Annotated in this window: 18 protein-coding genes and 1 tRNA gene; 13 read left to right on the forward strand and 6 right to left on the reverse strand. The window is 70.7% G+C overall.

Translation table 11 applies throughout. The features are described from left to right. Positions 1–50: 50 nt before the first annotated feature. On the reverse strand, positions 51–896 hold the full coding sequence (locus tag AB5G72_RS08385) for an undecaprenyl-diphosphate phosphatase (RefSeq protein ID WP_187352239.1): 846 nt from the start codon (positions 894–896) through the stop codon (positions 51–53). Positions 897–1101: 205 nt separating this feature from the next. On the opposite strand from AB5G72_RS08385, the gene AB5G72_RS08390 reads away from it, so the two are divergent. Beyond that, positions 1102–2103, forward strand: a complete 1002-nt coding sequence (locus tag AB5G72_RS08390; protein WP_440221403.1) for a hypothetical protein — start codon at positions 1102–1104, stop codon at positions 2101–2103. Positions 2104–2152: 49 nt separating this feature from the next. Beyond that, positions 2153–3220, forward strand: coding sequence for a quinone-dependent dihydroorotate dehydrogenase (locus tag AB5G72_RS08395; RefSeq protein ID WP_440221404.1), 1068 nt, complete (start codon positions 2153–2155; stop codon positions 3218–3220). A gap of 13 nt (positions 3221–3233) precedes the next feature. On the opposite strand, the gene AB5G72_RS08400 is transcribed toward AB5G72_RS08395, so the two are convergent. Then, complete coding sequence (locus AB5G72_RS08400) at positions 3234–3776, reverse strand: YbhB/YbcL family Raf kinase inhibitor-like protein (protein ID WP_440221405.1); 543 nt, start codon at positions 3774–3776, stop codon at positions 3234–3236. A gap of 201 nt (positions 3777–3977) precedes the next feature. Between AB5G72_RS08400 and AB5G72_RS08405 the strand changes: the two genes are divergently transcribed. The 6 genes from AB5G72_RS08405 (at position 3978) to AB5G72_RS08430 (ending at position 8233) form a co-directional block, all read left to right on the forward strand. Beyond that, a tRNA-Leu gene (locus tag AB5G72_RS08405) sits at positions 3978–4063 on the forward strand. A gap of 90 nt (positions 4064–4153) precedes the next feature. Continuing rightward, a complete protein-coding gene (locus tag AB5G72_RS08410; RefSeq protein WP_163375769.1) occupies positions 4154–4522 on the forward strand; it encodes a TfoX/Sxy family protein in 369 nt (122 codons plus the stop codon). Further along, positions 4519–5169, forward strand: a complete 651-nt coding sequence (locus tag AB5G72_RS08415; RefSeq protein ID WP_440221406.1) for a hypothetical protein — start codon at positions 4519–4521, stop codon at positions 5167–5169. Before AB5G72_RS08410 ends, AB5G72_RS08415 begins: the two co-directional genes overlap by 4 nt. Before the next feature lie 33 nt (positions 5170–5202). Next, positions 5203–6696, forward strand: coding sequence for an SDR family NAD(P)-dependent oxidoreductase (locus AB5G72_RS08420; RefSeq protein WP_440221407.1), 1494 nt, complete (start codon positions 5203–5205; stop codon positions 6694–6696). Further along, positions 6690–7217 (forward strand): mycothiol transferase, encoded by a 528-nt coding sequence (locus AB5G72_RS08425; protein WP_440221408.1) that lies wholly within the window; start codon positions 6690–6692, stop codon positions 7215–7217. Before AB5G72_RS08420 ends, AB5G72_RS08425 begins: the two co-directional genes overlap by 7 nt. Then, the gene (locus AB5G72_RS08430) at positions 7214–8233 is read left to right on the forward strand and encodes a nucleoside hydrolase (protein WP_440221409.1); all 1020 of its coding nucleotides are present in this window, start codon (positions 7214–7216) and stop codon (positions 8231–8233) included. The genes AB5G72_RS08425 and AB5G72_RS08430 overlap by 4 nt, the downstream gene beginning before the upstream one ends. On the opposite strand, the gene AB5G72_RS08435 is transcribed toward AB5G72_RS08430, so the two are convergent. Beyond that, positions 8230–9276: an NAD(P)/FAD-dependent oxidoreductase gene (locus AB5G72_RS08435; protein WP_440221410.1), complete on the reverse strand. Its 1047-nt coding sequence runs from the start codon at positions 9274–9276 to the stop codon at positions 8230–8232. The two genes, AB5G72_RS08430 and AB5G72_RS08435, sit on opposite strands and share 4 nt — an antisense overlap. 208 nt (positions 9277–9484) lie before the next feature. On the opposite strand from AB5G72_RS08435, the gene AB5G72_RS08440 reads away from it, so the two are divergent. The 5 genes from AB5G72_RS08440 (at position 9485) to AB5G72_RS08460 (ending at position 14153) form a co-directional block, all read left to right on the forward strand. Further along, positions 9485–10909, forward strand: coding sequence for an acyltransferase family protein (locus tag AB5G72_RS08440; RefSeq protein ID WP_440221411.1), 1425 nt, complete (start codon positions 9485–9487; stop codon positions 10907–10909). A 74-nt stretch (positions 10910–10983) separates the two neighbouring features. Continuing rightward, positions 10984–11181: a hypothetical protein gene (locus tag AB5G72_RS08445; protein ID WP_067714393.1), complete on the forward strand. Its 198-nt coding sequence runs from the start codon at positions 10984–10986 to the stop codon at positions 11179–11181. A 351-nt stretch (positions 11182–11532) separates the two neighbouring features. Continuing rightward, entirely contained in the window at positions 11533–11898 is a 366-nt protein-coding gene (locus tag AB5G72_RS08450) for a YciI family protein (RefSeq protein WP_069390476.1), read from the forward strand. Between the two features lie 106 nt (positions 11899–12004). Beyond that, positions 12005–13243 carry an RNA polymerase sigma factor gene (locus tag AB5G72_RS08455; RefSeq protein WP_067714546.1) on the forward strand — a complete coding sequence of 413 codons (1239 nt, stop codon included), beginning with the start codon at positions 12005–12007 and terminating at the stop codon, positions 13241–13243. A 118-nt stretch (positions 13244–13361) separates the two neighbouring features. After that, the gene (locus AB5G72_RS08460) at positions 13362–14153 is read left to right on the forward strand and encodes a class I SAM-dependent methyltransferase (RefSeq protein ID WP_069390477.1); all 792 of its coding nucleotides are present in this window, start codon (positions 13362–13364) and stop codon (positions 14151–14153) included. A 35-nt stretch (positions 14154–14188) separates the two neighbouring features. Here AB5G72_RS08460 and AB5G72_RS08465 read toward each other — a convergent pair whose 3' ends face one another. The 3 genes from AB5G72_RS08465 to scpA all read right to left on the reverse strand — a co-directional run bounded on the left by AB5G72_RS08465 (position 14189) and on the right by scpA (position 19135). Next, a complete protein-coding gene (locus tag AB5G72_RS08465) occupies positions 14189–15484 on the reverse strand; it encodes an ISL3 family transposase (protein WP_440220432.1) in 1296 nt (431 codons plus the stop codon). 244 nt (positions 15485–15728) lie between these two features. Then, a complete protein-coding gene (gene meaB, locus AB5G72_RS08470) occupies positions 15729–16736 on the reverse strand; it encodes a methylmalonyl Co-A mutase-associated GTPase MeaB (RefSeq protein WP_440221412.1) in 1008 nt (335 codons plus the stop codon). Positions 16737–16828: 92 nt separating this feature from the next. After that, positions 16829–19135: a methylmalonyl-CoA mutase gene (gene scpA / locus AB5G72_RS08475; RefSeq protein ID WP_440221413.1), complete on the reverse strand. Its 2307-nt coding sequence runs from the start codon at positions 19133–19135 to the stop codon at positions 16829–16831. Between the last annotated feature and the right edge of the window lies 1 nt (position 19136).

Below are 19136 nucleotides of genomic sequence, written 5' to 3' on the forward strand. Positions count from 1 at the left end.
AGATTACCGACGGCCCGCCGGGTCGGTCACCGGCCGGGCGGCGGCCCCGGTCAGGTCGCGGGGATCGTGCCCGTGCCGAGCAGGATCATCACCAGGGCGCCGAGGAGGATGCGGTACCCGGCGAACCAGGCGAGCGAGTGGTTCTGCACGAACCTCAGAAGCCAGGCGATGGCCGCGTACCCGATGACGAACGCGATCGCCGACCCCACGAGGAGCTGGAATCCGCTCGCCGACTGCCCCACCGACGGTTCGAACGCGTCGGGGAGGCTGAACAGGCCCGAGGCGAGGACTGCGGGGATGGCCAGCAGGAACGAGAACCGCGCCGCGGCCTCGCGCGACATGTTGAGGAACAGGCCGGCGGAGATCGTGCCCCCGGAGCGGCTCACGCCCGGGATGAGCGCCAGACACTGGGCCAGCCCCATGACGATCGCGTCCTTCATCGTCAGACCCTCGAGCGATTTGGCGTCGACGGGGCGGTCCTGCCGGCCGAATCTCTCGGCGAGCAGGAACACGAAGGAGAAGACGATGAGCACGATGGCGGTGATCCAGAGGTTCCGCGCGGCGTCACGGATGAAGTCCTTGCCGACGAAACCGATGAGGGCGATCGGGACCGACCCGACGATGACGAACCACCCGAGGCGATAATCCGGGTCGGCGCGGTGCTCGGAGTTGAACACGCCTCGGAACCAGGCCACGAGGATGCGCACGATGTCCTTGAAGAAGAACACCAGCACCGCGGCCTCGGTGCCCAGCTGGACCACGGCGGTGAAGGACGCGCCCGCGTCCTCGCCGAAGAACCAGGTGGAGAAGATCCGTAGGTGGCCGGACGACGACACCGGCAGGAACTCGGTGAGGCCCTGGAGCACCGAGAGCACGACGACCTGGAGCCAGGACATCCCTTCCGCGGTGGGCGCGGCGAGGACCGATGTTTTCACGTGCGCTGTTTCCTCTCGGGTTCCGGCGGATCGGACGCGGATCGCGTCACCGCACGCAGCGAGAGTAGTCGCCCGGACCTGGACGGTGCCCGAGCACCCGCGTGGTGGACAATGGCGGGCAGTCGAAAGGAACACCGTGCACCGACGTGTCCTCCACCGTTCCGGCGTGCCCGCCGCCCTCCTCGCCCTGGGGGTCGCACTGACCGCCTGCTCCTCGCCCACCGCGGAGCTCGAGGAGCAGAACAGAATCGCCCAGGGCAACGCCTCCCCCGCGGAGTCACCGCAGGTCTCCGACCCCGCCGGGGGTGACGTGATCCCGGTTCCCGGCTCGGTCCGCTCCCTCGTCGCGGTGGGTGACCGGGTCGTCGCCCGGGTCGACGACCCGCCGTCGCTGGAGATCGGTCGAATCGACGGCACCCGCTGGGTGGAGGAGGACTCCGTGCCGCTGCCCCCGGGTGCCGGCGATGCCTCGGCCGCGGACGACGGCACGGTGGTCGTCCCCCACTCCGACGGCGTCGTCCTGGTGTCGGCCACCGGGCAGGTCCGTGAGATCACCGGGCTGGGCCCGGTCACCGCGGCCGCGCTGACCACGGACGGTCGACTACTGACCGGCACCCCGGAGGGCGAGATCGTCGTGCGCGACGCCGACGGTGCCGAGCAGCGTCGCATCGGCGGGCTGACCGCCGTGGACCGGATCAGCGTCGCCCGGGACGGCTCGGTGACGGCCCTGAGCCGCCCCGACACCGTCATCGCCAGCATCGACCTCGAATCGGACAACGCCGGGCCGCTCCTGCGTGCCGGCAAGGGGGCGGGTCAGCTCGACGAGTTCGGCGAGCGTTCCGTGGTGGCCAGCGACACGGTCGGCGGGACCCTGCTGGTGTACTCGACCTCGCCCGTCCGGCTGCATCAGCAGTTCCCCGTCGCCGCGGCCCCGTGGGCGGTCGCGGAGGACACGTCACGGGGACTCGTCTGGGTCACCTCCACGGGGACGAACACCGTCCAGGCGTACGATCTCGGCGACGGCGTCGGTATCCAGCACGCGGACATCCCGACGGTGCGCCAGCCCGACTCGCTGGCGGTCACCGACTCGGGGACGGTGGTGGTCGGTTCCGCGGACGGGGCGGGCCTGCACCTCATCCGACCGACCCTCACCGAGCCGGCGAGCTGATCGCCCAGAAGACCCACGTCCCGCCCGGGGACGTTCACCGAGGAGGACCGTGTACGCACTGCTCAAGAAGGTGCTGTTCCGCTTTCCCGCGGAGCGGATCCACCACCTGGTGTTCGGCCTGCTCAAGCTCCTGACCCTGGTGCCCCCGCTCGGTGCCGTGGCTCGCCGGATCCTGGGTGTGCGGGACCCCGTGCTCGCCCAGGAGGTGCTCGGTCGTACCTTCCCCGGCCCGCTCGGGTTGGCGGCCGGGTTCGACAAGAACGCCGCCGCCGTGGACTCGTGGGGCGCGATCGGCTTCGGGTTCAGCGAGGTGGGCACCGTGACCGCCTCTCCCCAACCGGGCAATCCCACCCCACGCCTGTTCCGGCTCGTCGAGGACCGGGCGATCCTCAACCGGATGGGGTTCAACAACCACGGGGCCGGTAACGCGGCCAACAACCTCCGTCGGCGCCGCAGCAGTGACCCGGTGGGGATCAACATCGGCAAGACCAAGGTGGTCCCCGCGGAGGACGCGGTCCGCGACTACGTGGCCTCGGCGACGATGCTCACGGGTCTCGCCGACTACCTCGTCGTCAACGTCAGCTCCCCCAACACTCCCGGTCTACGGGATCTGCAGGCCGTCGAATCGCTCCGGCCCATCCTCGCGGCGGTGCGGGACGTGGCCACGATCCCCGTCCTGGTGAAGATCGCGCCCGACCTGGACGACGCGGACATCGACGCGGTGACGGACCTCGTGCTGGAACTGGGGCTGGCGGGCATCGTCGCCACCAACACCACCATTTCGCGTGACGGACTGCGGACCCCCGCCGCGGCGGTCGAGGCACTGGGCGCCGGGGGCATCTCCGGCGCGCCGGTCGCCGCCCGGTCGCGCGAGGTCCTCTCGCGGATCCACGGACGCGCAGGCGGCCGCATCGTCATCATCTCCGTCGGTGGCATCGAGACGCCCGAGGACGTCTGGGACCGCATCACCCACGGCGCGAACCTCGTCCAGACCTACACCGGGTTCATCTTCACCGGACCCACGCTCCTGCGCGGCACCAACCGGTTGGTGGCCAAGCGCCTCCGCCAGGGCGGGTTCAGGTCCCTGGCGGAGGCCGTCGGCTCGGCGGTGCGCTGAGCGCTACTGAGCGCTACTGCTCGAAGATCCCCGTCACCGCGCCGCGGGCCAGGCCCTGGCCGAACAGGTTGAACCCGACGAACGCGCACGAGGCGTCGTCACCGAGCTCGATCTCGTCGCCCACCGCGTGGACGGCGAGGATGTAGCGGTGCGGCCCGTGGCCCGCCGGCGGGGCCGCGCCCACGAAGCCCTTGAAGCCGGCGTCGTTGCGGACCACGACCGCGCCCTCGGGGAGGCCCGAGGTGTCGTCGCCCGTGCACGCGCCCTCGGGCAGTGAGGTCACCTCTGCCGGGATGTTGGCCACCGACCAGTGCCAGAAGCCCGACGCGGTGGGGGCGTCCGGGTCGAAGACGGTGACCACGTAGGTCCTCGTACCCTCCGGACCCGCGCTCCAGCTCACCTGTGGCGACCTGTCCTCGCCGCCCTCGACACCCATCTTCCCGCCGAGCTGCGCGGCCGACAGGGTGGCACCCTCGGTGAACGACTCGCTCGTCACCTCGAGGGCCGGTAGATCCGGGAGTGCGGCGTAGGGGTCGGGCACACGGAAGTCGGTCATCGTCATCCTCCTGCGATCGTGGCGGTGTGGAGTGGTCCTCCATCCGGTCACGTCCCTGTCTACCAGCCCTGTCTACCAGCGATGACCCGGCGGTGGGAGCCGCGGCGGGACCCCGATTTGGTCCACGGTTCGGGCATCGGCTAATGTCATTCCTCGCACGACCAAGCCGGACACGAGCCGGTGGAGGTCACCAGTGTGCGAGCGCGAGTGGCGGAATGGCAGACGCGCTAGCTTGAGGTGCTAGTGTCCTATTAACGGACGTGGGGGTTCAAGTCCCCCCTCGCGCACACTGTGTCGAGACAGTAGAAGTGGCCCCGGATCCGTGAGGATCCGGGGCCCACTTGTTTCTGGGTGAGTTTTGCTGGGGAGGTCGCCCGATGGCCCGCACACCCCGCACACCGCCCCCCGCTCAGCAGCAGCTCATCGACCGCCTGCGCGAACTCCTCGTCGATGAGCCGGTGACCCGCGAGGTGTCGATGTTCGGCGGCCACTGCGTCATGGTGTCCGAGAGGATCGCGGTCAGCGCCGGACGGGACGGGTCACTGCTCGTGAGGGTCTCCCCCGACCGGCACGATGAGCTCATGGCCCTGCCCGGCGCGATCCGGGCCGAGATGGGCGCCGGGCGGGACATGGGGCCCGGGTGGATCACCGTGGAGCCGTCGTCGATCGCGACGGACGATCAGTTGGCCGGGTGGCTCGCGCCGGCCCTGGAGTACAACCGTTCGGTCACCGGCGGGACGCCGTGAGGGCGAGCGCCGGCCGACCGGGCGATGCGGCGGGACGGGCCCTGGCAGCTGCCGCCCGCGCCGCAGACCGGGGCCTGGACGCCCTGGGGCTGGCTCCGCCGCCCCTGGACCTGCCGTCGGAGGTCCGCGCCGATCTCGACGGGTTCTTCGCGGGCACGATCGACCCCACGCCGGTCGTGATCCGCCGCGGCCACGTTCCGGGAGTCCCACACCGGCGTGCGTTTGCGCTGCCGGGCCTGATCTATCTCGGCGCCGACCCCGGGATCGTGGTCATGACCGACCCCGGCCCCACGCGGCTACGGGCCACCCCGACCCTGGTGCACGAACTGACCCACATCTGGCAGGGCCGGTACCTCGGCCCGCGCTACGTGGTGCGGGCGTTGAGCGAGCAGATCCGCATGGGCCGGCGCGCCTACGACTGGCGGGCCCTGGCCCGCGGCGCCCACGACGCCCCCGCCGGCCAGGGCCCGGTCGTGCTGCCCGTGGAGGCCCACGCCCAGCTGGTGTCCGAGGCGTACGCCGCGGGCCACGGCTTCGCCCCCACCGCCGTCCTCTCCGGGCGGGACCATCACCTGCGGGCGGTGGAGCACGTGCTCACCGGGCTGCGTGCCGGCGACGTGTCCACCCTGCGGGGGCGGACGGTTTAGGGGCTGACCACCTCGTCGTCGTACCGTATCGGGGTGACCGGCATCGACCCAGACAGTTTCGATCCAGGCGGTATCGACCCGAGCGGTATCGACCCGGGCGACCTCGAGATCTGCCTGCGCGTCCTCGACCAGGCCGCCGCGCTCGGCGAGGACCACCCCGACTCCATCCGGGTGCAGCGGTCGGTCGGCCACATGTTCAAGCTCCTCAAGAAGACGCGCCGCGCCGAGGTGCGTCGCGCCCGCCAGGAGGCGGACAAGGCTGTCATCGAGGCCACCGCGACCGGCTCACCCACCCGGATCGACGACGAGACCGCCGGCATCCGCCTGGTCTCCACCACCCCGGGCGCCGTCGCCGGCCACCTCCAGCGCGCGATGGCGTGCTACGTCTGCAAGCAGCGCTTCACCCAGGTCGACGCCTTCTACCACCAGCTGTGCCCGAGGTGCGCCGCGCTCAACCGGGCCCGGCGGGATCCCGAGATGGACCTGACCGGCCGGCGGGCCCTGCTCACCGGCGGCCGCGCGAAGATCGGCATGTACATCGCCCTGATGCTGCTGCGCGCCGGCGCCGACGTCACCATCACCACCCGCTTCCCCCGCGACGCCGCCCGCCGGTTCGCCTCGATGGACGACCACCCCGAGTGGGCCGACCGCGTGCACGTGATCGGCGTGGACCTGCGCGACCCCGCCCAGGTCGTGGCGCTGGCCGACGAGGTCGCCGCCGGCGGCCCGCTGGACATCCTCATCAACAACGCCGCACAGACCGTGCGCCGCTCCCCCGGGTCGTACTCCGGGCTCGTCGAGGGTGAGTCGGCCGCCCTCACAGGCCGCGCCGCCGACATCCCCGTGGTCACCATGGGCCGCACCTCCGAGCTGCACCCGGCCGCGCTCATGGGCGGCGAGTCCGCGCTGATCGGGTCCGAGGAGGCCGAGCGCGAGGCCGACCACATCGCGACCCTGGCGCTGCAGGCCGGCTCGTCCTCGCTGGAGCGGATGGCCGCCGGGACCGCCATCGACGCCGGCGGGCTGCTGCCGGACGTGGTGGACCACAACAGCTGGGTGGCCACGGTCGAGCAGGTCGAGCCGATGGAGATGCTCGAGGTGCAGCTCGCCAACTCGGTCGCGCCGTTCATCCTCGTCTCCCGCCTGCGCCCCGCCATGGCGGCCTCCGAGGCGCGGCGCAAGTACGTCGTCAACGTCTCCGCCATGGAGGGACAGTTCTCGCGCCGCTACAAGGGCGCCGGCCACCCGCACACCAACATGGCCAAGGCGGGCCTCAACATGCTCACGCGCACCTCCGCCGAGGAGATGTTCACCGAACACGGCATCCTCATGACCGCCGTGGACACCGGCTGGATCACCGACGAGCGCCCGCACACCACCAAGGTCCGGCTGCACGAGGAGGGCTTCCACGCGCCCCTGGACCTCGTCGACGGCGCCGCCCGCGTGGTGGACCCGATCGTCCGCGGCGAGGCCGGCGAGGACCTCTACGGCTGCTTCCTCAAGGACTTCGAGCCCAGCCCGTGGTGAACGTCGACCCCGCCGTGAACGTCGACGCCGCCCGCCGGATCCTCGCCGACGAGCTGCTGCCCACGATCCGCGCCGCGGTGGCCGATCTCGGCGGCGACGGGCGCGGCACGCTGGTGCACTCGCGGCCCACCGACGAGGGTTCCGAGTGGCCCACCAACAGCGCCGCCGCGCTCGTTCACCACCTGTGCGGGGTGCTCGCCTCCTGGGGTGCGGCATGTCTCGGCGGTGAGGACATCGTCCGGGATCGTGACGCCGAGTTCGCCTTCACCGGACCGGTGGGGCCGGAGCTCGACCGGCTTGGCGCCCTGATCGACCGACTTCCCGGGTGGGTCACCGCGGCGGTCGGACGGGGCGATCTGGCCACTCCCGCCGGGACCACGGTCGACGTCGACGCCGCGCGCCGGGCGGGGACCTTCACCCCGGAGTGGGTTGCGGGCCACATCCTGCACGAGGTCGCCGCCCACACCGGCCAGCTGCAGGTGACCCGCGACGTCCTGCTGTCCCGGGGCCGCTCGCGGTGAGCCGCACCCCGGTGCTGCTCGATTGCGATCCGGGCATCGACGACGCCCTGGCGATCGCCTACCTGGTGGCCGAGCACCGCACCGGGCGGATCGACCTGACCGGCGTGGTGTGCACGGCCGGCAACGTCGGGTCGGAGGACACGGTTGCCAACGCGTGTGCGTGGCTCGACCTCGCGGGCGCGCCGGGGCTCCCGGTGGCCGCCGGGGCGCCCGGCCCGATCGTCGTGCCCCACGTGCTCACCCCCGAGACGCACGGCCCCCGCGGGGCCGGGTACGCCGAACTGACGACGACGAGGGCGACGACGACGAGGCCGGTCGATCCCCGCGACGGTGCGCGACTCTGGGTGGACGCGGCGCGCGCCCACCCCGGTGAGCTGGTGGGGATCGTGACCGGTCCCTCGTCCACGCTGGCCCATGCCCTGGCACTCGACCCCGCACTCCCCCGGTTGCTGGGCGGGCTGGTGGTGATGGGCGGGACGTTCCGTGGGCATCCGGGCAACACCACGCCGGTCAGCGAATGGAACGTCGACGTGGACCCCGAGGCCGCCGACCGCGTGTGCCGGGCGTGGGAGGACGCGCGCACCGCCGATCCCGCGGTGCCGACCCCGCTGTGGTGCGGGTTGAACCTCACCGAACGCGCGGTATGGACCCCAGAGCGGTCGGAGTGGCTGCTCGAGGCCACGGATTCCCCGCTGGCGCGGCGGCTGACCGAGGCCCTGCGGTTCTACTTCGAGTTCCACGACTCCGTCGGGGAGGGATACCTGGCGCAGGTCCACGACCCGTTCGTCGCGTGGATGGCCCTGCACCCGGAGGCGGTGGTGGCCGCGCCGGCGAACGTACGGGTCGAGTGCTCGGGCGAGCACACTCGCGGCATGACGGTGGCGGACGTCCGCGGGCACCGGCGCCGGGTGGACAACGCCCGCATCGCGACCGACGTGCTGGTGCCGGGTGGGCCGGACGCGGTCCTGGACGAGATCTGCGCGGCGATCGTCTCGCTGGCGGGCCTGCCCGACTAGTTGTCCGGCCGCGTGAAGTTCCGGGTCGGCGGTGCCGGGTCGGGAACGCACTCGGCGGTGGCGTGCCCGCGCAGCGAGGTCGCGCACGCCACGCCGGCCGCGGCGCCGGTGCCCACGGCGATCGGCACGAGCTGCAGGCCGGTCACGATGTCGCCGGCGGCGTACACCCCGTCGACGCTGGTCAGCTGCATCGCGTTGACGGTGAGACCGCCCTCGTCGTCCAGCTCGCAGCCCAGGGACGTCGCGAGCTCGTTTGTCGGGTGGTGCGCGTAGGAAAAGAAGACCTTCGATCCCGCGATCACCCTCCCGTCCGCGAGCCGCACCCCCTCCAGCTGACCGGGGTCGCCGACGAGTTCCCGGGCGACGCCGTCGATCACTTCGATGTCGTGCTCGGCGCAGGCGGTCCGCTGATCGTCGTCGAAGGCCGGGTCGGAGTCGCTCTCGGTGACGATGACCACCTCCGACGCCCAGTCCAGCAGTTCGGACGCGTAGGCGGGCACATGCGCGCCCACGCCGAGAACGATGATCCGCCGGCCGGCGGCGGTGAGGCCGTCGCAGGCGGGACAGTGGTGCACGTCGACCCCGTAGTGTGCGTCGATCCCCGCGAGGTCGGGTAGCCGGTCGCGCACACCGGTGGCGAGGATGATCCGCTTGGCGGTGACCGTGACGGGGTTCTCGTCATCACCATCCGTTGTGGCGCCGGGTGCGATTCGGGCGACGAACCGGTCGTCGGATTCCTTGACCAGGTCGGTGACGACTCCACCGAGTCGTCGGACGGTCGGGTACTCGCGAAGGCCCTCGTCGACGTCGGCGTAGAACTCGGCGGGTGTGGTGGGGCCGGTGCCGAGCATGCCGTGGATCCGCTTCGCCGCGAGATTGCGTTGGCACCCGGCGTCGACGAGCAGGGTGGAGCGCTGATACCGGCCGACCCAGGTGGCGGCCGACAGGCCCGCCGGGCCCCCGCCGATCACCAGGACATCCACGGCCTCCGGCGGGTGGTCGTCCACGGCGTCGGACCCGGGGTCGGTGGGGGCGTCGGTCATGGCTCTCCGATCGGGAAACGGGTGATGCCACCCTACGAAAACCGATGCCGACCGACCACCGGCCCGCCCCCGGAGTGATCGGACCCGGAGGCGCGGGCGGTCGATGGACGGAACTAGAACCGGTGTTAGGCTCCTCCGGATGTTCCGGGCGGCCTCTGGGCCCTCCCGGGCACCGCCGTCATCCCACCTCACCGCCCCGGGAGAGTCCATGAGGTCTGTCGCCACCGCCCTGATCGTCGTCGCGGGCGGGGCGGTCGTCGCCGGGGTCTCCGCACGTCGCGCAGCGGTGGCCTCCGGCGAGGCCGAGCCTGCGGTGGCCACCGTCCGGAACGCCGTGGCCACCGCGCGGGAGACCGTGCGTAGGCGGATCCGGCAACGCGCCGAGGTGACCGTACCGGCGGCAGGCCCCGGTGCGGCGTCCTTCGAGGGTGTGGGCCACGCGACGGCCACCCGTTCGGGATACCTGGCGGGCAGGGACACGACTTCGGCCGGCTCGGCGCCACGCCGACTCGCCGGGGCCCGGGGATTCGTCCCCGCCCTCGAGGGGATCCGTGGCCTCGCGGCCGTCGGGGTGCTGACCACCCACGTCGCCTTCGTCACCCGCGCGTCCACCGGGTCACCCGTCAAACGGCTGTTCGGGCGACTCGACCTGGCGGTCGCCGTCTTCTTCGCCAAATCCGGGTTCCTGCTGTGGCGAGCCCACGCCGCCCACGCGCGCAGGGACGAGCCGGGAACCGCCCGGCCGACCCGCGAGTACCTCCGCTCGCGTCTCGTGCGGATCCTGCCGTCGTACGCGGTGCTGGTCGCCGCCGCGATGCTGCTGCTCGAGCAGAACCACGTCAACGGCCCGGATTCCTGGATCGCCAACCTGACCCTCACGCAGATCTACACGTCGAACTTCCTCGTCGCCGGGCTGACGCACGCGTGGTCGCTGGCCGTGGAGATGGCGTACTACCTCGCCTTCCCGCTGCTGTGGACCGCGATGAAGGACCTGCGCGGCGACTCCGCCCGGTGGCGTATCCCGGCGATCGCCGCGTTCGGTGCCTCGGGTCTCGTGTTCCCGATGCTCCCGTGGCACGCCCTCGGCATCCTGCCGGCCGACGTCAACGTCCAGATCCTCCCGCCGTCGTTCGCCGCCTGGTTCGCCGCGGGGATGCTGCTGGCCGAGGTCGTCACCGCGCCCCCCGGCACGCTCGCCCGGATGTGTCGCGATCGACTCGCGAGGTGGGGGTGGTGGATCGCCGGCGGCGCTGCCCTGGTCGCCACCACCGTTCCCGGATGGTTCTCCGAGGGATTCGTCCACCCGGGCCCCGTCGAGTTCGCGGCCCGGACCGGTCTGGCGGGCACGATGGCGTTCCTCGTCCTGGCCCCGGTGGTCCTCGCCCCGGAGGGCACGCGGTTCCCGGTCCTGGAGTCCGCGCCGTTGCAGAAGGTCGGCACCTGGTCGTACGGAATCTTCCTGTGGCATCAGCTCGTCCTGCACGCCGCGTTCCCCCTCACCCGCACGCGGCTATGGGACCAGCGAATGGGGGTCATCTGGCCCGTCACCGTGGCCGGCTCGCTGGCCGCGGGCGCAGCGAGCCACCGGTTCATCGAGGAACCGGCACGAAAGCTGCTCTCCCCGCACGCCTGAATTCGGCGCCGTGTTCTCGTAGGGTGAGCGCACAAGCGCGGACACGCGCACGCTCACGACGAAGGAGAACAGCTATGGGTTACATCGGCGGCGGAGTGGTCCTCGTGGTGCTCGGCGCGATACTCATGTACGCGGTCGAGATCAGCATTCCGGGTATCGACTCGAACACCCTCGCGGTGATCCTGATGGTGGCCGGTGTGGTGCTCTTCGTGATCGGTCTGCTGTTCGCGATGCGCTCGCGGAGCCGTCGGGTGCCGGACGAACGGTACTGAAGCGGAGCGTCGGCGGGCTCGGAGTCGGCATCTGTCGTCTCCCCCGTCGTCTCCTGTCCGACTCCATTCGCGTCCGCGTCGTTCACAGACGAGCTGCCGCGTGTGGGTGAGCATGCCGGTGTGTGCATCCAACACTGAAGCCTGTGAGCCTCGTGTGCCCGCGAGAGTGTAGTCGCGCGGCCTCTGAGACAGCCGCGGGCGACATCTCCTGCGCGGATGCCCCGGGAGCGGAATCCGCGAGCGCGGAGATTCCTTCCGCGGACCTGTCGATCTTCGGGTGCCCGTTCGTCATGAAGGTGTCGGCGCACTTCACCGCGGCCGGCATCCACCAGTCACAGTCAGGAGATCGACATGAAGTACGTGCTTCTACTCTTCGGCAACATCGACGACGTCCGGTGCGGGGAGGCCGGGCCGGAGGGGGCCGTCGAGGGGCCCGGACCGGAGGCGTTCATGGCGTTCGATGCCGAACTCGAGGCTGCGGGGGTCCTCGCCGGCGGTTTTGCCCTGCACGACCCGGAGACCGCGGTCAGTCTCGCGGCCCCCGCCGGTGGCGGCGACCCCGTCATCACCTCGGGTCCGTTCGCGGAGAGCCGCGAGTTCGTCGGGGGCACAATCATCATCGACGTGCCCGACATCGACGCGGCGCTCGCGTGGGCGCGGCGATGCCCGGGAGTGCATGGTGGCCGGGTCGAGGTCCGGGCCATCGCAGAGTACTGACGGACGCCGGGCACCGGTGACCGAGGGACCAGGAGACGCCGTGGGCACCGAGCGCGGGGCGCCCGGTGACCGCCGACCCGGGGAGTGCGAGAGCGCGGCCCCGGGTCTGGCGGTTCGCGACGTGCTCGGCGCGCTGCGCCGGGAGGACCGCTCGCGACTGCTCGCGGCTCTCGTGGCGCGGTTCGGCGACCTCGACCTCGCGGAGGACGCGACGCAGGACGCCTTCGCGGCCGCGCTGGAGAAGTGGCCGGTCACCGGTGTGCCGGACAAGCCCCTGGCCTGGCTCATGACCACCGCGGCGCGGAAGGCGATCGACCGACTCCGGCGACAGCGGGCTCTGACGGAGCGGTTGGCCCGGCTGCACGTCGAGCAGGAACACCGGGCGGCCCGTGCGGTGGAGGTCTCGCCCGCGGACCCGGACGAGATTCCGGATGAGCGTCTCGAGCTGTTCTTCGCCTGCTGCCACCCCACCCTGAAGGTCGAGGAGCAGGTCGTGCTCACGCTCCGGTGCCTGGCGGGGCTGACCACCGCCGAGATCGCCCAGGCGTTCCTGGTGCCGGTGCCCACGATGCAGCAGCGGCTGGTCAGGGCGAAGAAGCGGATGCGGGTCACCCGGATCCCGGTGCGGGTACCCGGGAGCGCGGAGCTTCCCGACCGGCTCTCGGCCGTTCTCACCGTGATCTACCTCGTCTTCTCCGAGGGGTATGCCGCGACGGAGGGGGCGAGTCACCTGAGGACGGATCTGACGCAGGAGGCGATCCGGCTGGCCCGCATCGTCCACCGGTTGATGCCCACGCAGTCGGAGGTCACCGGGTTGCTGGCGTTGATGGTGCTGATCGAGGCACGGGCGTCCGCTCGGACCGGTCGCGACGGGATGCCCGTTCCCCTGCCGGACCAGGACCGCCGCACGTGGGACCGTCTTCTGCTCGAGGAAGGCCTGTCGCTCGCAGAGCAGGCTGCCGCGGGCGGCCCGGGCCCGTACTCCGTTCAGGCCGCCATCGCCGCCGTGCACGCCGAGGCCCCGGACTTCGCGTCGACGGACTGGCGGCAGATCGTGGCCCTCTACGATGTGCTCGTGATCCTCGCTCCCGGCCCGGTGGTCCGGATGGCGCGGGCGGTGGCCATCGGGCGACGAGACGGGCCGGAGGTGGGGATCGCCCACCTGGACGAGTTGTCCGCGGACCCGGCGCTCGCCGAGCACCACCCGTTCCACGAGGCTAGGGCGGTCACCCTGGAGTTGCTCGGGCGTCCGGAGGAGGCGCGCCGGGCGTGGGTCCGCGCCCATGCACTCGCCCGCAACGACGCCGAGCGTGACTACCTCCTGCAGCGCTGGTGGGACGCCTGAAGCTCGTGCGTCGCGTAGCTCGACTCGCCTTCCCTTCCCCCTCGACCCAAGGGAGGTTAGGCTAACCTCACGCCGCGACCTCCAGGTGTCGGCGCCGTATCCCCGAGGAGGATCCCACATGACCGCCAGTCCGCTCCCCCAGCACGACCGGGACCCCGAGTCCGTCGCCGGGCACTGGCTCCTGGCGCGTATGGGCAAGAAGGTCCTTCGTCCGGGCGGTAAGGAACTGTCCGGCTGGCTCGTCTCGGCCACCACCGTGACGGGCAAACGCGTAGTGGAGTTCGCTCCCGGACTGGGGTTGACAGCGACACTGCTGCTCGACGAGAGCCCGGCCTCGTATGTGGGCGTGGACTCGGATGCCGACGCCGTCGCCGTCGCGCGCCACGCAATCGGAGGCCGGGGTGAACTGGTGGTGGCGACTGCCCAGGAAACCGGTCTGGAGACCGCGTCCGCCGACATCGTCGTGGGCGAGGCCATGCTCACCATGCAGGGCGACTCGGCCAAGCGGCAGATCGTGGCCGAGGCCAGCCGGGTGCTCGGGACGGACGGGCGGTACCTGGTCCACGAACTGTGCCTGGTCCCCGATACCCTGGACGACGAGATCAAGACGGGTATCCGCAAGGACCTCGCCCGTTCGATCCGAGTGAACGCGCGGCCACTGACCGTAGCGGAGTGGACCCACCTGTTCGACGAGGCCGGCTTCGAGGTCGAGAGCACCGAACTCCGCCCGATGGCGTTGCTCCAGCCCCGCCGTGTCCTCGCCGACGAGGGCATCGTCGGCGTGGCCCGGATCGTCCGAAACCTCCTCCGCGACGCGGACGCCCGCCGACGAGTTCTCGCCATGCGCAGGACCTTCGTCGCGCACGACCAGCACATGAGCGCGGTCGGGTTCGTACTGCGCAAACGCTGACCACGCCCCGGCACACGAAATCCGGCTCTTATGACTCATGCGTGGGCCTTTTGGCGGCCGGGGAGGGTGGGACGGTGGCCGCCGAGGTTGAGCATGGCCAGGGCGATGAGGGCCTCTGGTGAACGGAAGCCGAAGGCCATTCGGGTGATGAGGCGGATCTTGGTGTTGACCGATTCGATGAGCCCGTTGGAGAGGCCGTGTTCGATCGAGGCAAGGATCTCGGTCTTGTAGGTGCAGATGGTGCGCTGCAAGTGGACGAACCGTTCGATGCGGCATCGTCTGGCCCAGCTGATCCACGCTTCCAGGGCGTCTCTGGCCTCGTCGATCGGGAGTTGGAAGATCAGACGCAGGCCTTCTTTGAGCAGGTAGGCGCGGTACAGGGTGGGTTCGGTCTTGGCGATCCACGCCAGCTTGGCACTCTGCCGGGTGGTGAGATTCTCGGGGTTCTTCCAGAGCGCATATCGGGCGTGCTTGATGTCCCGGGCGTAACCGCGGGCCCGGTTGACCTTGTTGGCCAGACGACGTTCACGCAGTTGCCGTTTGTCGCCGCGGGCCTCGTTCCACACCTGTCGACGCACTTCATCCAGGGCATCGGTGGCCCACTTGACCACGTGGAACGGATCGGTACAGCGCACCGCCTCGGGGCACGCTCGGGCTACGACGTCGCCGATCCACTTCGCCCCGTCAGCGGTGACATGGGTGATCTGCCCACACCGGTCGGCCCCGAGAGCGTCGAAAAACGCCTGCACGGTGGCTTTGTCCCGGCCAATGGCAACCCACACCAGGCGACCGGTGTCGTGATCGACCACGATGGTCAGATACTTGTAGTTGCGCTTGTAGGAGATCTCGTCGATTCCGATCCTCCGCAGACCGGCCAACGGATCGGTACCGGCGACGGTGTCGGCCCAGACGCGGGCGATGATCGACCCCACCGTGCGCCAGGCGATGCGCATCAGCTGGCACGTGGCGCTCTTGGAACACTGCGTGGCCAGCCACGCGACCTGCTGGTCAAAGGGTCTGGTGTGACCGGCGCCGTGGCGGGCCCAGGGCACCTGACGCACAGTGGGACCGTGCACGGGGCAGCTCACTCGCGGCGAATCGGCCTCGAGAAACACCATCGTTGAGCCCATATCCAGACTGCGCCAGCGGCGTCGGCCAGCGCCGTTGTCGTACCGGGCCGCCGGCGTCCCGCAGACGCCGCACCGGGCCCAGTACCCCCTTTGAGGGCGAACATGTGCGACCACGATCTGCTCGATGTGGTCGAACTCGACGTTCTCGATAACCGTTCTCTCGACGCCCAGCACCGCACGCCATAGGCTGACACCTCGCACGCCGTTCTCCGCTCTTCGGTTTGGACTTAGACACCCAAAACCTAAGCCGAGAACGGCGTGCTTCTACCCGAGATCCACCGAACGACCCATGGACAGGTCACAAGAGCCCGAAATCCGCTACTCTCCCCCCGGATCCGCTACCCGATTCCGAGTAGCAGATTGGCAGTGCGAGTAGCGGATTTGGTGTGGGCGGTCGGGGGCGGTGCGAAGCCTGCGCACTGCGCAAGACGGTGCCCGGCGGGGCTCAGGAGTCGAAGGCGTCGATGATGGCCTGCGCCGCGAGGGCCGCGGTGAGCGTGCCCTCGCGGACCTGTTGCTCCACCTCCGGGGCGATCCTGCGCACCTCCGGATCGGCGGCCAGCCGGGCCATCAGCGTGTCGTGGACCATGGACCACGTCCAGTCCACCTGCTGACGCGCCCTCCGCGCCTCCACCTCGCCGATCCCGTTCATCGTGTCCTGATGCGAGCGGACGGCGTCCCAGAAGCGGTCCAGTCCCTCGGCCTCCAGTCCCGACATGGTCAGGACGGGCACCTTCCACACCGCGTCGGCAGGACGCACCAACCGTAGGGCGGCCCCGAGTTCGCGGGCGGCCCGCGTGGCGTCCTTGACGTGCGGGCCGTCCGCTTTGTTCACCGCGACGATGTCCGCCAACTCGAGGACACCCTTCTTGATGCCCTGCAGTTGGTCGCCGGTGCGGGCGAGGGTGAGGAACGTGAAGCAGTCGACCATCCCGGCCACCGTCACCTCGGACTGGCCGACGCCGACGGTCTCCACGAGGATCACGTCGAACCCGGCGGCCTCGAGCAGGACCATCGTCTCCCGCGTGGCCTTGGCCACGCCCCCGAGCGTGCCGGACGTGGGCGAGGGCCGGATGTAGGCCCTCGGTTCCGTGGACAGGGTGGCCATGCGGGTCTTGTCGCCGAGGATCGAGCCGCCGGTGCGGGTGGACGACGGGTCGACGGCGAGGACCGCGACCTTGAGGCCCTGCTCCACCAGGTACAGGCCGAAGGACTCGATGAACGTCGACTTGCCGACCCCCGGCACCCCGGTGATGCCGATCCGCAGCGCCCCACCGGCGTGCGGCAGCGCGCCCAACAGGAGCTGTTGGGCCTTCTCCCGGTGCGACGGGTTCGTGGACTCCAGCAGTGTGATCGCGCGGGCAAGGACCGGGCGGTGGTCTTCGAGCACGCCGGCGAGCAGTGCGTCGACATCGATCTCGCGCCGCGGACGTGGCCCGGTGGCCGAGGGCACCGGGCCACGCACCGAGCCGGTGCCGGCCGTGGTAGACAGACTGCCCGACAGGTTGCCCGAACCGGCCGGGTCGGGTCCGGAGCCGAGGCGGGTCAGGACGTCACCTCCGAGCCGGCCCCCTCACCCGAGGCGGCCGACGAGAGGTCGTGGCCGAGCTCGCCGGCGAGCGCGTCGAGCAGCCCGATGGCGGCCTCGGCGATCACGGTGCCCGGCGGGTAGATCGCGGCGGCCCCGGCATCGTAGAGCTCCTGGAAGTCACCCGGCGGGATGACGCCACCGACCGTGACCATGATGTCCTCGCGCCCCACCCCGGCGAGCGCCGAACGCAGTGCGGGTACCAGGGTCAGGTGACCCGCGGCCAGGGAGGACACGCCCACGACGTGCACGTCGGCGTCGGCGGCCTGCTGGGCCACCTCCTCCGGCGTCTGGAACAACGGGCCCATGTCGACGTCGAACCCGAGGTCGGCGAACGCGGTGCCCACGACCTTCTGACCGCGGTCGTGGCCGTCCTGTCCCATCTTGGCCAGCAGGATGCGGGGACGGCGCCCCTCCTGCTCGGCGAACGCGTCGGCCATCCGCATGGCCCGGGTGACGTTGTCCACGGCGCCCTCCTTGGTGACCTCCTGCCGGTACACCCCGGACAGGGTCCTGATCTCGGCCTTGTGACGACCGTAGACCTTCTCCAGCGCGTCGGAGATCTCCCCGATGCTGGCGTACGCGCGGGCCGCGTCGATCGCGAGGGCGAGGAGGTTGTCGTCCATATCGCTGCTCGCCCCGCCGGAGGCGGCCTCGGTCAGGCGGGTGAGGGCTGCCTGGCAGGCGTCCTCGTCCCGTTCCGCCCGCAGCTTGTCCAGTTTCGCCAGCTGCTCGGTGCGGACCCGGGAGTTGTCGACCTTGAGGACGTCGATCTCCTGGTCCTCGGTCACAACGTACTTGTTCACGCCGATCACGGGCTGACGACCGGAGTCGATGCGCGCCTGGGTCCGGGCGGCGGCCTCCTCGATGCGGAGCTTGGGGATGCCCTCCCCGATCGCCTGGGCCATGCCGCCGGCCTCCTCGATCTCGAGGAGGTGCAGACGGGCCTTGTCGGCGAGCTGGGCGGTGAGCCACTCGATGTAGTACGAGCCGGCCCACGGGTCGATCGGCCGCGTGGTCCCGGACTCCTGCTGCAGAAGCAACTGCGTGTTGCGGGCGATCCGCGCGGAGAAATCGGTGGGCAGAGCCAGCGCCTCGTCGAGGGCGTTGGTGTGCAGCGACTGCGTGTGGCCCTGGGTGGACGCCATGGCCTCGATGCAGGTCCGCGCGACGTTGTTGAAGACGTCCTGCGCGGTCAGGGACCACCCCGACGTCTGCGAGTGGGTCCGCAGCGACTTGGACTTGGCGTTCTTCGGCCCGAACTTCTCGACCAGCTCGCTCCACAGCAGACGCCCCGCGCGCAGCTTGGCGATCTCCATGGAGAAGTTCATGCCGATGGCCCAGAAGAACGACAGGCGGGGCGCGAACTTGTCGATGTCCAACCCGGCGTCCAGACCGGCGCGGAGGTACTCCACGCCGTCGGCCAGCGTGTACGCCAGCTCGAGATCGGCCGTCGCACCGGCCTCCTGGATGTGGTAACCGGAGATGGAGATCGAGTTGAAGCGCGGCATCATCTTCGACGTGTAGGCGAAGATGTCCGAGATGATCCGCATGGAGGGCTTGGGCGGATAGATGTAGGTGTTGCGGACCATGAACTCCTTGAGGATGTCGTTCTGGATGGTCCCCGCGAGCTGGTCCGGCGTCACCCCCTGCTCCTCGGCCGCCACCACGTAGAACGCGAGGATCGGCAGGACGGCGCCGTTCATCGTCATCGACACCGACACCGACGACAGGTCGATGCCGTCGAACAACTCGCGCATGTCCAGGATGGAGTCGATCGCCACCCCGGCCATGCCGACGTCGCCGGCGACCCGCGGGTGATCGGAGTCGTACCCACGGTGCGTGGCCAGGTCGAACGCCACCGACAGGCCCTTCTGGCCGGCTGCGAGGTTGCGCCGGTAGAAGGCGTTGGACTCAGCGGCCGTGGAGAACCCCGCGTACTGGCGGATGGTCCACGGCTGGTTGACGTACATCGACGGGTAGGGCCCGCGGAGGAAGGGTGCCGCACCCGGCACCGTGTCCAACGGGAAGGGGGTGACCTCCTCGCCGTCGTCGGTCGGGGCGGTGCCCGCCTCCACGGCGTCACGGTCGGCCTTGGTGTAGACGCGCTTGACGTCGATACCCTCCGGGGTCTCCCACGTCGGGTCGACGTCGACGCCCGTGCCGACCCCGTGGTCGACCGTGGTCTCGACGCCGTCCGGCAGGGGCGCCCCCTCGGAGGTCTCCCGCAACGGGGTCGTGCTGAAATCGGGGAAGGTCGTCATG

Origin of the sequence: Dietzia sp. MNB45, assembly GCF_051994785.1 — a bacterium.
Lineage (GTDB): Bacteria > Actinomycetota > Actinomycetes > Mycobacteriales > Mycobacteriaceae > Dietzia > Dietzia kunjamensis.